General features: G+C 42.1%; 11 protein-coding genes and 3 tRNA genes. All 14 read left to right on the forward strand.

The annotated features are described in order from the left end of the window. Positions 1 to 15 precede the first annotated feature (15 nt). The 14 genes from AC3E6G_RS08760 (at position 16) to purF (ending at position 13993) form a co-directional block, all read left to right on the forward strand. Positions 16 to 86 (forward strand) — tRNA-Gly (locus AC3E6G_RS08760). 33 nt (positions 87 to 119) lie between these two features. Next, positions 120 to 193, forward strand: a tRNA-Ile gene (locus tag AC3E6G_RS08765). Positions 194 to 197: 4 nt separating this feature from the next. Then, a tRNA-Ser gene (locus AC3E6G_RS08770) sits at positions 198 to 285 on the forward strand. 144 nt (positions 286 to 429) lie between these two features. Further along, on the forward strand, positions 430 to 1674 hold the full coding sequence (gene pcsB / locus AC3E6G_RS08775; RefSeq protein WP_490700834.1) for a peptidoglycan hydrolase PcsB: 1245 nt from the start codon (positions 430 to 432) through the stop codon (positions 1672 to 1674). Positions 1675 to 1833: 159 nt separating this feature from the next. After that, positions 1834 to 2808 (forward strand): ribose-phosphate diphosphokinase, encoded by a 975-nt coding sequence (locus AC3E6G_RS08780; RefSeq protein WP_023027441.1) that lies wholly within the window; start codon positions 1834 to 1836, stop codon positions 2806 to 2808. Between the two features lie 358 nt (positions 2809 to 3166). Next, positions 3167 to 3562, forward strand: coding sequence for an LPKTxAVK-anchored surface protein (locus AC3E6G_RS08785; protein ID WP_414289092.1), 396 nt, complete (start codon positions 3167 to 3169; stop codon positions 3560 to 3562). 95 nt (positions 3563 to 3657) lie between these two features. After that, positions 3658 to 4524, forward strand: a complete 867-nt coding sequence (gene srtB / locus AC3E6G_RS08790; RefSeq protein ID WP_285338573.1) for a class B sortase, LPKTxAVK-specific — start codon at positions 3658 to 3660, stop codon at positions 4522 to 4524. Positions 4525 to 4687: 163 nt separating this feature from the next. Next, complete coding sequence (locus tag AC3E6G_RS08795) at positions 4688 to 5869, forward strand: pyridoxal phosphate-dependent aminotransferase (protein ID WP_414281777.1); 1182 nt, start codon at positions 4688 to 4690, stop codon at positions 5867 to 5869. After that, on the forward strand, positions 5853 to 6632 hold the full coding sequence (gene recO / locus AC3E6G_RS08800) for a DNA repair protein RecO (protein WP_285338575.1): 780 nt from the start codon (positions 5853 to 5855) through the stop codon (positions 6630 to 6632). The genes AC3E6G_RS08795 and recO overlap by 17 nt, the downstream gene beginning before the upstream one ends. After that, a complete protein-coding gene (gene plsX, locus AC3E6G_RS08805) occupies positions 6629 to 7633 on the forward strand; it encodes a phosphate acyltransferase PlsX (protein ID WP_490700835.1) in 1005 nt (334 codons plus the stop codon). Before recO ends, plsX begins: the two co-directional genes overlap by 4 nt. Next, a complete protein-coding gene (locus AC3E6G_RS08810) occupies positions 7630 to 7875 on the forward strand; it encodes a phosphopantetheine-binding protein (RefSeq protein ID WP_048687889.1) in 246 nt (81 codons plus the stop codon). The genes plsX and AC3E6G_RS08810 overlap by 4 nt, the downstream gene beginning before the upstream one ends. Before the next feature lie 169 nt (positions 7876 to 8044). Continuing rightward, on the forward strand, positions 8045 to 8752 hold the full coding sequence (gene purC, locus AC3E6G_RS08815; protein WP_490700836.1) for a phosphoribosylaminoimidazolesuccinocarboxamide synthase: 708 nt from the start codon (positions 8045 to 8047) through the stop codon (positions 8750 to 8752). A 63-nt stretch (positions 8753 to 8815) separates the two neighbouring features. Continuing rightward, positions 8816 to 12541, forward strand: coding sequence for a phosphoribosylformylglycinamidine synthase (locus AC3E6G_RS08820; protein ID WP_490700837.1), 3726 nt, complete (start codon positions 8816 to 8818; stop codon positions 12539 to 12541). Between the two features lie 12 nt (positions 12542 to 12553). Further along, positions 12554 to 13993, forward strand: a complete 1440-nt coding sequence (gene purF / locus AC3E6G_RS08825) for an amidophosphoribosyltransferase (RefSeq protein WP_048687883.1) — start codon at positions 12554 to 12556, stop codon at positions 13991 to 13993. Positions 13994 to 14061: the final 68 nt, after the last annotated feature.

The following is a 14061-nucleotide window of genomic DNA, read 5'->3' on the forward strand; positions in this document are numbered from 1 at the left end:
TTTCTTTAATAATAAGCGGGTGTAGTTTAGTGGTAAAACTACAGCCTTCCAAGCTGTTGTCGCGAGTTCGATTCTCGTCACCCGCTTTGAACATTTGTTCATTACCAAGTTTTTAACTTGGGCGCGTAGCTCAGGTGGTTAGAGCGCACGCCTGATAAGCGTGAGGTCGGTGGTTCGAGTCCACTCGTGCCCATTTTGGAGAATTACTCAAGAGGCTGAAGAGGACGGTTTGCTAAATCGTTAGGTCGGGTAACTGGCGCGGGGGTTCGAATCCCCCATTCTCCGTACGGAATCAAGTTAGCTTTCTAGCTAACTTTTTTTGTTACTTTGATACATCAATAGAAATAAAATTGTAACAAAGGCGTAATATAAAATCTTTCATTTTCTGTTATACTAGTTAGTGTCTTATATGAAGGAGTCTTTTATTTTATGAAGAAAAAATTATTAACGACTATTTTACTTAGTACAGTTGCTTTATCACAAGTAGGTACAGTTATTTCTGTAGGAGCTGATTCTACTGATGATAAAATCGCAGTACAAGATAGTAAGATTGCTGATTTGAGTTCAAAAGAACAAAGTGCACAAGCAGAAGTTAATCAAATTCAATCTCAAGTTTCTGAAATCAAAAAACAACAAGAAAGTCTTAAAGCTGAGAATGAACGTTTGAATGAAGAGTCTGCTCGTCTTTCTGCTGAGATTGAAGAACTTTCTAAAAACATTGTAGCTCGTCAAGACTCATTGGCGAACCAAGCACGTAGTGCTCAAACAACAGGAACTGCTACAAGCTACATTAATGCTATTGTAAGTTCTGGTTCTTTGACTGAAGCTATTTCACGTGTTTCTGCAATGAACGAAATTGCTAGCGCCAACAACAAAATGTTGGAAGAGCAAAAACGCGATAAAGAAGCTATCGATGCGAAGCAAAAAGAAAACAACGATGCAATTAATACCGTTATTGCTAACCAACAACAGTTAAATGACGATGAACAAGCTTTGGCAACTAAGGAAGCTGAGTTGAAGGTTGCACAATTGAATTTGGCAGCTGAAAAATCAACTGCAGAAAATGAAAAGAATGCCTTACTTGCAGAAAAAGCGGCTGCAGAAAAAGCAGCAGCTGAAGCAGCAGCAGCTGAAGCAGCATATCGCGCACAACAAGAAGAGCAACGTAAGGCTGTAGAAGCATCTGCTAATACGAACTTGCAAGCACAAGTTCAGGCTGCTACTCAAACACCAGCAGCTGATCCAGCACAACCTCAAGCAACTGTTGCAACTCCTGCAGCACCAGCAGTTCAAACTCAAACTGTCGCTACACCTGCTGCAACTAGTCGTCCAACTTACAGCTCATCTGCAAGTTCATATCCAGTAGGTGAATGTACTTGGGGTGCCAAAGTATTGGCTCCTTGGGCTGGTGATTACTGGGGGAATGGAGCACAGTGGGCTGCAAGTGCAGCAGCTGCTGGATTCCGTACTGGTAGCCAACCACAAGTTGGAGCGATTGCTTGTTGGAATGATGGTGGATATGGACACGTAGCAGTTGTTACAGCTGTTCAGTCACCTACAAGTATTCAAGTATCTGAATCTAACTACTTAGGTATCCGTAGCATTGGGAACTACCGTGGATGGTTTAACCCAGTGAATGCACAAGGATCACTTACTTATATCTATCCAAACTAAGAATTTGAAACACCCGCTTTAGTGGGTGTTTTTTACTATAGTTACTATTTTAATTTTTGGTGGATTATGGATTGAAAAATCATGTAAAAAGGGTTACAATGGGTAAAGAGAAGATTTGTACAATTCGTACATTGTGGTTAAATTTATGTGGAGGAAATCATGTCGTTTTCGGATTTAATGCTGTTTGCTTTATCTTCTAACCAAGATTTGGCTGAACGTGTCTCTAAGGAGATGGGACTGCCACTTGGTAAGTCGACCGTACGTCAATTTTCAGATGGGGAAATCCAGGTCAATATTGAGGAGTCTATTCGTGGTAAAGAGGTTTATATTCTTCAATCTACGAGCTCTCCTGTTAATGATAATTTAATGGAAATTTTGATCATGGTAGACGCTCTAAAACGTGCCAGTGCTCAAACCATTAATGTTGTGATGCCCTATTATGGTTATGCTCGTCAAGACCGTAAAGCTCGTGCTCGTGAGCCGATTACATCCAAATTGGTTGCCAATATGTTAGAGATTGCGGGTGTGGATCGTCTCTTAACCATTGATTTGCATGCAGCTCAGATTCAAGGGTTCTTTGATATTCCAGTGGATCATTTGATGGGGGCTCCATTGATTGCAGACTACTTTGAACGTCGTGGCATGATTGGTTCTGACTATGTGGTAGTTAGTCCAGACCACGGTGGTGTGACTCGTGCTCGCAAGCTAGCTGAATTTTTGAAAACACCGATCGCCATCATTGATAAACGTCGGAGTGTTGATAAAATGAACACCAGCGAAGTCATGAATATCATTGGGAACGTTGAAGGGAAAACTTGTATCCTGATCGATGATATGATTGATACTGCGGGAACCATTTGCCACGCTGCGGATGCACTTGCTGAAGCAGGAGCAGTGGAAGTCTATGCAAGTTGTACGCACCCTGTATTGTCTGGTCCAGCTATGGACAATATTCAGAAATCAGCGATTAAGAAGTTGGTGGTGTTGGACACTATTTACCTACCTGAAGAGCGCTTAATCGATAAAATTGAACAAATCTCCATCGCAAAACTATTAGCAGAAGCGATTATCCGCATCCATGAAAAACGTCCTCTGTCTCCTCTATTTGAAATTGGAAATGCGAAAAAATCTTAAAAATATAAAAAGAGGTTATAAAAAACCTCTTTTTTGAAGAAAGGAAAGATATGTTTTTCAACTGGTTAAAAAAAGGAAGTAAGATCAATAATCAGAGGGAGGAGTTGCTGAAGGAAGCACAAAAAAATGAGGATAGATTGGATCCTTGTCTACCCAAAAAGGCCTTGCCAAAGAGTGGTGTAGTCAAATAGAGTAAGGAAAATGCCTTAGAAAATCAAATAGTTTGTTTCCTAAAAAAAAATTAAAAAAAGTTTTAAATTAGCTAAAAAATTTGTTGACAGATATATGATATAGTAGTATACTTAAACTAGTTACGAAGTAACGAAATATTTTTAAAATGAAAAAAGGAGATAAAACAATGAAAAAAGTTTTATTATCATCAGTAGCAGCACTTGCAGTATTTGCAGCAGCAGCACCAGTTTTCGCAGCAGACGATATCCCATTTGGTGGACCTAACGGCGTTCTTGCACCAGGTTATGTAGATACTGATAAACCAGCATCTCTTGAAGAAGCTAAAGCATTTGGTGATGTAGCTCAACAAGAAAACTCTAAAGCTAAAACAGGTGAAGCTAACAACGCAGTTGTAGAACCTAAGAAAGATGCAAAAGGAAACGTTATCGAAAACGAATTCGTACTTCGTGAAAAAGGTCCTAAAGCTGATAAAGCTGAAGGAAAGAAAGACGCTAAAAAAGAAGAAGGAAAAGCTCCAGCTGCTGGACAAAAAACTCTTCCAAAAACAAGCGCAGTTAAATAATTTAATTATTAATTAGCTCATAAAAATACACTGGGTCCTTGGGCTCAGTGTATTTTTTAGAAAAAATCGAATACTTATTAGGAGAATTCTAATTTATGAAACGAGCAGAGAAACAGACGACTTCAAAAGGAAAGGGATTGGGAATTCTTTTTGCCTTAGTAGCCGTTGTAGCACTTGTTCTTGGGTTTATTTTCTTCAATCCATTTGGTAAACAAAAATCCACATCAACACATCAGGAAACTGCGAAATCTACAAGCGGTTCGACTAGTTCTAAACAAGAGGTAAAATATACCCCTAGTCAAGAGGAGAAAGATTACTTAGCAAATCGTTTTGCTCAATTTACTGCAGTCAATCCAGAGACGATTGCTTATGTTTATGCTCCTGGTACGGAGTTAGATGAGCCAGTAGTTCAAACGGGTGATAATGCTACTTACTTGGATAAAACTTTTGATGGTGGCTATCAACCGTATTTAGGTACGGTCTTCATGGATACGGATAACAAAAAAGATTTTAGTGATCGGTTGACTTGGTTATTCGGTCATGCTCGTGGTAGCAAGGTTGCAGATCATCGGATGTTTAACGATGTTAACTTCTATGATAACCAAGAGTACTTTGACCAACATCCTTATGTAGTTATTGAAACACCTGAGCGTAAGTATTATTATGAAGCAATGTGTTTGGTCATTGTTCCTGAAACGACTGCTTTCTACCGTACAAGCTTTAAGGATGATGAAGATTTCACTACCCAATTGAAGCATAACTATGAAGGATCGCGGACAAAGAATCCAAATATTAAAATCAAAGCTTCTGATAAGTACTTAGTATTGTCTACTTGTCGTGAAGAAGATGAAACGATTCGTTCCAATCTCTACCTTCGTCAAATTCCGGATTCGGAAATGAAGGATTTCTTGGCGAAACATGGTGATCAGTTGAATTATGTTGCAACACGTGGTCAAGAATAGAAAAGATTTGGAAAATTTATTCAATGAGAGGATTTAGCATGTGCTAAGTCCTTTTTTGATGCGAAAGGTCATTATTGTATCAATTTAGTTGGGGCTAGCCCCTTTTTTGCGATGCTTTTCCATTTATAGTATAATGGTGATAGAACTTTTTTTGGAGGTGGCTATGGATTTAACAAAACGGTTTAATCAAAATTTGAATCGAATCGAGATTTCTTTGATTCGTCAGTTTGACCAAGCCATTTCTTCTATTCCAGGTGTCTTACGTTTGACCTTGGGTGAGCCAGACTTTACGACACCAGATCATGTAAAGGAAGCAGCAAAAGCGGCTATTGACGCCAACCAGAGCCATTATACGGGGATGAGTGGCTTGCTAGCTCTACGTGAAGCTGCTAGTCAGTTTGTAGCTGAAAAATATAACCTACAGTATCGACCAGAGGATGAAATTTTGGTCACGATTGGGGCAACGGAGGCCCTTTCTGCGACCTTGACGGCTATATTGGAACCGGGAGATGTAGTGCTATTACCAGCACCTGCTTATCCTGGTTACGAACCCATTATAAAACTGATGGGGGCTAGTGTCGTCGAAATCGATACGACAGACAATCGCTTTATCCTCAGCCCAGAGGCTTTAGAAAAGGCCTTAGAAGAGCAAGGGGATCGCGTCAAGGCGGTTATTCTCAACTACCCAGCTAATCCGACAGGTGTCACCTACTCTAAGGAGCAGATGCAGGATTTGGCTAGTGTTTTAAAGAAATATGAAGTTTTTGTCGTTTGTGACGAGGTCTATTCAGAATTAACTTACACAGGTCAGCCTCACGTTTCCTTGGGATCCTATCTACGGGACCAAGCCATTATTATCAATGGCTTATCTAAGTCTCATGCTATGACAGGCTGGAGACTTGGTTTTATCTTTGCGCCTGCTTCCTTGACAGCTCAATTAATCAAGAGTCATCAGTACTTGGTGACTGCGGCGGGGACCATGAACCAGTATGCAGCCATTGAAGCCTTAACGGTTGGTAAAGACGACGCAGAGCCGATGAAACGGGAATACATAGAGCGTCGAGATTATATCATCAAAGAAATGTCTGCCATGGGCTTTGATATTATCCGCCCGGATGGGGCCTTCTATATTTTTGCTAAGATCCCACAAGGATATAACCAAGACTCCTTCGATTTTTTGAAGCTCCTAGCCCAAGAAAAGGCTGTTGCCTTTATCCCAGGAATGGCTTTTGGCCCATATGGAGAAGGCTATGTGCGCTTGTCCTATGCAGCAAGTATGGAAGTGATCCAAGAAGCGATGAGTCGGTTGAAGGAGTTTATGAAAGAACATGCTGGAGAGCATTGAGAGTCGTGGCATCGTCCTCTACCATCGGGATTACCGAGAGGATGATAAGCTGGTTAAAATCTTTACAGAGCAAGCTGGCAAGCTCATGTTTTTCGTGAAACATGCCAATCGTTCTCGGTTGAATTCTATGATCCAACCTTTGACTTTAGCGGATATGTATCTGAAAATCAATGATGACGGACTCAGCTATATCGAAGATATTCATGAGGTTCAAAGTTTCCAAGTGATTAATCAAGATCTTTTTCGTCTTTCCTACGCAACCTATATACTGGCCTTGGCAGATGCTAGTATACAGGATCGTCAACCTGATCCAGCTTTATTTGCTTTTTTAGAGCAGACCTTGCAATTGATGGATCGGGGCTTGGATTATGAAATCTTGACCAATATTTTTGAAATGCAGATTTTATCCCGATTTGGTGTCGCCTTAAACGTCCATGAGTGTTGTGTCTGTCATCGAGTGGGGCTGCCTTTTGATTTTTCATTCCGCTTGGGTGGTGTCCTTTGCCCAGATCATTATGATCGTGACGAAAGACGGGCCCACTGGGATCCAAATGCCCTCTATTTGCTGGATCGTTTTCAAGCCGTGAAATTTAGTGAGTTAGAGACGATTTCCATCCATGATGCGATGAAGAAAGAGTTGAGAAAGTGCCTAGACCAACTCTATGATGAATATGTCGGCATTCATCTAAAAGCTAAGAAATTTATTGATTCCCTGGGAAGCTGGGGAGAGATCTTAAAAGATCAGTCTGGAGGTAAGAAATGAAAAAAATTGCAGTTGATGCAATGGGTGGAGATCATGCTCCACAGGCCCTAGTAGAAGGGGTCAATCAAGCCATACAAGAATTTAAGGATATTGAAGTCATTTTGTACGGAGATGAGGCTAAAATTAAGCAATACCTGACAGCAACTGAGCGGGTAACCATCGTCCATACGGATGAGAAAATCAACTCAGATGATGAGCCGACTCGTGCGATTCGTCGGAAAAAGCAAGCTAGCATGGTCTTAGCAGCTCATGCAGTTAAGAATGGGGAAGCGGATGCTATGCTTTCTGCAGGGAATACAGGTGCTCTTCTTGCCTCTGGTTACTTTATTGTTGGTCGGATCAAGGTCATCGATCGTCCAGGTTTGATGTCGACTCTTCCTACCCTTGATGGGAAGGGCTATGATATGTTGGATCTGGGGGCAAATGCTGAAAATACGCCAACACACTTGCACCAATATGCGATTATGGGAGCCTATTATGCAGAGAATGTCCGTGGCATTAAGCGGCCTCGTATCGGTCTCTTAAATAACGGAACAGAGGAAAGCAAAGGGGATCCCCTACGCAAGGAGACCTATCAACTATTAGCAGCGGATCCTTCTCTTAATTTTGTAGGAAATGTGGAAGCGCGTGACTTGATGGATGGAGTTGCTGACGTCATTGTGACAGATGGATTTACAGGTAATGCTGTCCTTAAGACTATGGAAGGAACTGCTCTGGGCCTATTTAAACAGTTGAAAACGGTCCTTAGTGGTGGTGGGTTGAAAGCTAAGATTGGAGCTTTCCTCTTGAAGAATGATCTACGAGGTTTGAAAAAGACCTTGGATTATTCAGATGTTGGAGGTGCGGTCTTGTTTGGCTTGCAAGCCCCTGTCGTGAAAACCCATGGTTCTAGTGATGCCAAGGCAGTCTATAGCACAATCCGCCAGATCCGGACCATGTTGGAAACAGATGTTATTCGTAAATCTGTGGTTGAATTATCAGAATTGGAGGAAGAGAAATGAGTCGTCATCAAGAAATTTTTAAACTAGTTGAAGGGTTGATTCAAGATAATAAGGGATCTGACTATGAGGTCTCTTTGGATTTGGATTTACGAAAAGACTTGGAAGTGGATTCCGTTGATCTCATGGAATACATTATTTATTTGGAAGAAGCCTATCAAATTAATATTCCAGACAAGGATATTGATGCCATGGCAACTGTTGGAGATATGGTAGACTACGTTTTGAAGAAAACAAGCAAATAAAGTTCGGATTTTACGAACAAACAAACATCTAAAAATAAGAGGTTGAATCTTTTTGATTCAATCTCTTATTATTTTTGTGTTACAAGCGAACAAGATACGGATTTAACTTGAAAAAACAACCTCTCTGTGATACACTGAAAGGGATAAAAGATGAAAGGCGAACAAGAAGATGTCCGATCAATTAATTTATACGGGGAAAGCAAAAGATATTTATAGTACAGAAGACGAACATGTGATTAAGTCCGTTTATAAGGACCAGGCCACCATGCTGAATGGAGCTCGCAAAGAGACCATTGAGGGGAAAGGTGTGCTGAATAATCAGATTTCGTCTCTTATTTTTGAAAAATTGAATGCTGCGGGTGTAGCGACTCACTTTATCGAGCGTATTTCTGATACCGAACAATTGAACAAGAAAGTGACCATCATTCCTTTGGAGGTTGTGCTTCGTAATGTGACTGCGGGTTCTTTCTCAAAACGTTTCGGTGTTGAAGAAGGTTTGGACTTGAAAACTCCAATCGTTGAATTTTACTACAAAAATGATGAGTTGGATGATCCATTCATCAATGATGAGCATGTGAAGTTTTTGGATATTGCCAATGATGAACAAATTGCTTATATCAAGGAAGAAACGCGTCGTATCAATGAGTTGCTGAAAGATTGGTTTGCACAAATTGGTCTGCGCTTGATTGACTTCAAATTGGAATTTGGTTTTGATAAGGATGGCAAGATTATCTTGGCAGACGAATTCTCACCAGACAACTGCCGCCTTTGGGATGCGGAAGGGCACCATATGGACAAGGATGTTTTCCGTAGGGACTTGGGCAGCCTAACGGATGTATATAAGGTTGTGTTAGAGAAGTTGCAAGACTTGAAATAATTTGGTTGAAACGGAAAACCTTCGTCTTCGATAACCTATTTGAATAGAAATAAAGGAAATAAAATGGATAAACGTATTTTCGTTGAGAAAAAAGCTGATTTTCGTGTGAAATCGGACTCTTTAGTAAAAGAATTACAGCATAATCTTCAGTTGAAAACCTTGAAGGATCTTCGGATTGTTCAGGTTTACGATGTCTTTGGTTTGGCAGAGGACTTGTTTGCGCGTGCGGAAAAACATATCTTCTCTGAGCAAGTGACCGATACTGTTTTGGATGAAGCTGAAGTTCAGGCTGATCTTGAGAAATATGCTTTCTTTGCGATCGAAAGTTTGCCTGGTCAATTTGACCAACGTGCAGCATCTTCACAAGAAGCTTTGCTTTTGCTTGGTAGTTCAAATGATGTAACAGTGAGCACAGCGCAATTATATTTAGTTAACAAGGATATTGATGCGAATGAGTTGGAAGCTGTCAAAAACTACCTTTTGAACCCAGTAGATTCTCGTTTCAAAGATATCACTGTTGGCATTGCGAAACAGGATTTCTCTGAGTCTGACAAGACCATTTCAACTTTGGATTTCTTTGAAACTTATACGGCAGAAGATTTTGCACAGTATAAGGCAGAGCAAGGATTGGCCATGGAAGTGGATGACCTTCTCTTCATTCAAGATTACTTCAAGTCTATTGGACGTGTGCCAACTGAGACGGAACTGAAGGTGTTGGATACTTACTGGTCTGACCACTGCCGTCACACCACTTTCGAGACTGAGTTGAAACACATCGACTTCTCAGCTTCTAAATTTGAAAAACAATTGCAGGCGACTTATGACAAGTATATTGCCATGCGTGATGAGTTGGGACGTACAGAAAAACCTCAAACTTTGATGGATATGGCGACTATTTTTGGCCGTTATGAGCGTGCTAATGGTCGTTTGGATGACATGGAAGTGTCTGATGAAATCAATGCCTGCTCAGTTGAAATTGAAGTGGATGTCAATGGTGTCAAAGAACCATGGCTTCTCATGTTCAAGAATGAAACCCACAACCACCCAACGGAAATTGAACCATTTGGTGGAGCGGCTACTTGTATCGGTGGTGCCATTCGTGACCCATTGTCAGGGCGTTCCTACGTTTACCAAGCCATGCGTATCTCAGGTGCTGGTGATATTACAGCTCCAATTTCAGCAACTCGTGCTGGTAAATTGCCACAACAAGTGATCTCTAAGACAGCAGCTCATGGTTATTCTTCATATGGGAACCAAATTGGTTTGGCGACAACTTATGTTCGTGAATACTTCCACCCAGGTTTCGTTGCAAAACGTATGGAGCTAGGTGCAGTTGTCGGTGCGGCTCCTAAGGGAAATGTTGTCCGTGAAAAACCTGAAGCAGGCGATGTGATCATTTTACTCGGTGGTAAGACTGGACGTGACGGTGTCGGTGGTGCGACAGGTTCATCTAAAGTTCAAACGGTTGAATCTGTTGAAACAGCTGGTGCTGAGGTTCAAAAAGGGAATGCCATCGAAGAACGTAAGATTCAACGTCTTTTCCGTAATGGGGAAGTAACACGTCTGATTAAGAAATCAAATGACTTTGGTGCTGGTGGTGTCTGTGTGGCTATCGGTGAATTGGCTGATGGTCTTGAAATTGATCTAGACAAAGTGCCATTGAAATACCAAGGCTTGAATGGTACAGAAATTGCTATCTCTGAATCTCAAGAGCGGATGGCTGTAGTGGTTCGTCCAGAAGATGTAGATGCTTTCGTTGCAGCATGTAACAAAGAAAATATTGATGCTGTTGTCGTTGCGACAGTGACGGAGAAACCAAATCTTGTCATGCACTGGAATGGTGAAACCATCGTTGATTTGGAACGTCGTTTCCTTGATACAAACGGTGTACGTGTGGTTGTAGATGCTAAGGTGGTTGACAAGGATGTCAAGCTTCCAGAAGAACGTCAAACATCTGCTGAAACCCTTGAAGCGGATACTCTTGAAGTCTTGGCTGACCTGAACCATGCCAGTCAAAAAGGGTTACAAACCATCTTTGATAGCTCGGTTGGACGTTCAACAGTCAATCACCCACTTGGTGGTCGCTATCAAATCACACCAACGGAAGCTTCTGTACAGAAATTGCCAGTCCAACATGGTGTGACTACAACTGCTTCTGTCATGGCGCAAGGGTTCAACCCTTATATCGCAGATTGGTCTCCATATCATGGTGCTGCTTATGCGGTCATCGAAGCAACTGCTCGTTTGGTTGCTGCTGGTGCCAACTGGTCTAAGGCTCGTTTCTCTTATCAAGAATACTTCGAGCGTATGGATAAACAAGCAGAGCGTTTTGGTCAACCAGTAGCTGCTCTTCTTGGATCCATCGAAGCTCAGATTCAACTTGGGTTGCCATCTATCGGTGGTAAAGACTCGATGTCTGGTACCTTTGAAGAATTAACCGTACCACCAACCTTGGTTGCTTTTGGGGTGACAACAGCAGATAGCCGTAAGGTTCTTTCTCCAGAATTCAAAGCTGCTGGTGAAAATATTTACTACATTCCTGGTCATGCTTTGGCACAAGAAATTGACTTTGGACTCATCAAGTCGAACTTTGCTCAATTTGAAGCTATCCAAGCTGACCACAAAGTGACAGCCGCATCAGCTGTTAAATATGGTGGTGTGGTTGAAGCTCTTGCCCTTGCAACATTTGGGAACCATATCGGAGCAAACGTCGAATTAGCTGACCTTGACACTAGCTTGACAGCCCAATTGGGTGGATTCGTCTTCACATCGACTGAAGAAATTGCAGGTGTTGCTAAGATCGGACAAACAGTAGCTGACTTTACACTTACTGTCAATGGTGTAACGCTTGATGGACACAAACTTGACAGTGCTTTCCAAGGTAAATTGGAAGAAGTTTACCCAACGGAATTTGCACAAGCAACTGAGTTGGAAGAAGTACCTGCTGTAGCAACAGATGCTGTGATTAAAGCTAAAGAAACAGTTGATACACCAGTGGTTTACATCCCAGTATTCCCAGGTACCAACTCTGAGTACGATTCAGCTAAGGCCTTTGAAAAAGAAGGCGCAAAAGTTAACTTGGTACCATTTGTCACACTGAATGAAGAGGTGATTGTCAAGTCTGTTGACACCATGGTTGACAACATTGAAAAAGCCAACATTATCTTCTTTGCAGGTGGCTTCTCAGCAGCGGATGAACCAGATGGATCAGCTAAATTTATCGTTAACATCTTGCTCAATGAAAAAGTTCGTTCGGCTATTGATAGCTTCATCGAACGCGGTGGCTTGATCATCGGTATCTGTAATGGATTCCAAGCTCTTGTCAAATCAGGTCTCCTTCCATACGGTAACTTTGAAGATGCAAGCAGTACCAGTCCAACCCTCTTCTACAATGATGCCAACCAACACGTGGCTAAGATGGTGGAAACACGGATTGCCAATACCAACTCACCATGGCTTGCGGGAGTAGAAGTTGGAGACATCCACGCTATCCCAGTATCACACGGTGAAGGGAAGTTTGTCGTGACAGCTGAGGAATTCGCAGAGCTTCGTGACAATGGTCAAATCTTTAGCCAATACGTTGATTTTGAGGGCCAACCAAGCATGGATTCTAAATACAATCCAAATGGTTCTGTCCATGCCATCGAAGGAATTACCAGCAAGAACGGTCAAATCATCGGGAAGATGGGTCACTCAGAACGTTTTGAAGACGGTCTCTTCCAAAATATTCCAGGAAATAAAGATCAACATCTTTTTGCATCAGCGGTTCAATACTTTACTGGAAAATAAAAGGTATACAACATGACATACGAAGTAAAATCTCTTAATGAAGAGTGTGGAGTCTTTGGGATTTGGGGACATCCAGACGCAGCAAAACTCACCTATTTTGGCCTTCACAGTCTCCAACACCGGGGACAAGAAGGGGCAGGCATCTTGGCCAATGACCAAGGAACCTTGAGACGCCATCGGGATACAGGTCTGCTTTCAGAAGTCTTTCGGAATCCTTTAAATCTTGAAAAATTGACAGGATCTTCTGCTATTGGACATGTTCGCTATGCGACAGCGGGGGAAGCGTCTGTGGATAACATCCAACCCTTCCTCTTCCGCTTTCACGATACGCAGTTTGGTCTGGCCCATAATGGGAATTTGACCAATGCCCAATCGCTCAAATCGGAATTAGAAAAAAATGGAGCCATCTTTAGCTCGACCTCTGACTCAGAAATTCTGGCCCACTTGATCCGTCGGAGCCACAACCCTTCCTTTATGGGGAAAATCAAGGAAGCACTCAATACGGTCAAAGGTGGGTTTGCTTATCTGATGCTGTTTGAAGATAAGCTGATCGCGGCGTTGGACCCAAATGGCTTCCGTCCTCTTTCTATCGGGAAAATGGCCAATGGTGCCTTGGTTGTTTCTTCGGAAACCTGTGCCTTTGAGGTGATTGGGGCAGAATGGATTCGAGATGTGCATCCTGGTGAGCTCGTGATTTTCGATGAAAATGGTATTACCTATGATCGCTATACGGATGATACTCAACTAGCGATTTGTTCTATGGAGTATATCTATTTTGCTCGTCCTGATTCCAATATCCAAGGAGTCAACGTCCATACGGCTCGCAAGCGGATGGGCGCTCAGTTAGCACGAGAATTTAAGAACCAAGCAGATATTGTAGTGGGGGTTCCCAACTCCTCTCTCAGTGCGGCCATGGGCTTTGCGGAAGAATCCGGTCTGCCAAATGAAATGGGCTTGATCAAGAATCAGTATGTCCAACGGACCTTTATCCAACCGACTCAGGAATTGCGGGAACAAGGAGTACGGATGAAGCTCTCTGCCGTATCTGGGGTCGTGAAAGGCAAACGGGTTGTCATGATTGATGATTCTATTGTACGTGGAACGACCTCTCGTCGGATTGTGAAATTGTTGAAAGAAGCAGGGGCTACTGAAGTCCATGTGGCAATTGCCAGTCCAGCTCTGGCTTATCCATGTTTCTACGGAATTGATATTCAGAGCCGCGAGGAGCTGATCGCAGCCAACCATACAGTAGAGGAAACTTGTGAGATTATTGGTGCGGATAGCTTGACCTACTTGTCCATTGATGGCTTGATTGATTCTATTGGTATTGATACCGATGCACCAAACGGTGGTCTTTGTGTAGCTTACTTCGATGGGAAATACCCAACACCTTTATATGACTACGAAGAACGCTATTTGGAAAGCTTGAATGAGCAGACCTCCTTTTATTAGGAATGTTTGCAAGTGAATCTGATCAATCACAGTAGACTCTAGGAAGAGAAAAAGGAATAAACAAATGA

The organism is Streptococcus sp. SCPM-O-B-23252 (M501) (genome assembly GCF_058200355.1).

Coding starts and splice junctions, on each gene's coding strand:
- pcsB (WP_490700834.1), top strand. CDS start 430: ATGAAGAAAAAATTATTAACGACTATTTTACTTAGTACAGTTGCTTTA.
- AC3E6G_RS08780 (WP_023027441.1), top strand. CDS start 1,834: ATGTCGTTTTCGGATTTAATGCTGTTTGCTTTATCTTCTAACCAAGAT.
- AC3E6G_RS08785 (WP_414289092.1), top strand. CDS start 3,167: ATGAAAAAAGTTTTATTATCATCAGTAGCAGCACTTGCAGTATTTGCA.
- srtB (WP_285338573.1), top strand. CDS start 3,658: ATGAAACGAGCAGAGAAACAGACGACTTCAAAAGGAAAGGGATTGGGA.
- AC3E6G_RS08795 (WP_414281777.1), top strand. CDS start 4,688: ATGGATTTAACAAAACGGTTTAATCAAAATTTGAATCGAATCGAGATT.
- recO (WP_285338575.1), top strand. CDS start 5,853: ATGCTGGAGAGCATTGAGAGTCGTGGCATCGTCCTCTACCATCGGGAT.
- plsX (WP_490700835.1), top strand. CDS start 6,629: ATGAAAAAAATTGCAGTTGATGCAATGGGTGGAGATCATGCTCCACAG.
- AC3E6G_RS08810 (WP_048687889.1), top strand. CDS start 7,630: ATGAGTCGTCATCAAGAAATTTTTAAACTAGTTGAAGGGTTGATTCAA.
- purC (WP_490700836.1), top strand. CDS start 8,045: ATGTCCGATCAATTAATTTATACGGGGAAAGCAAAAGATATTTATAGT.
- AC3E6G_RS08820 (WP_490700837.1), top strand. CDS start 8,816: ATGGATAAACGTATTTTCGTTGAGAAAAAAGCTGATTTTCGTGTGAAA.
- purF (WP_048687883.1), top strand. CDS start 12,554: ATGACATACGAAGTAAAATCTCTTAATGAAGAGTGTGGAGTCTTTGGG.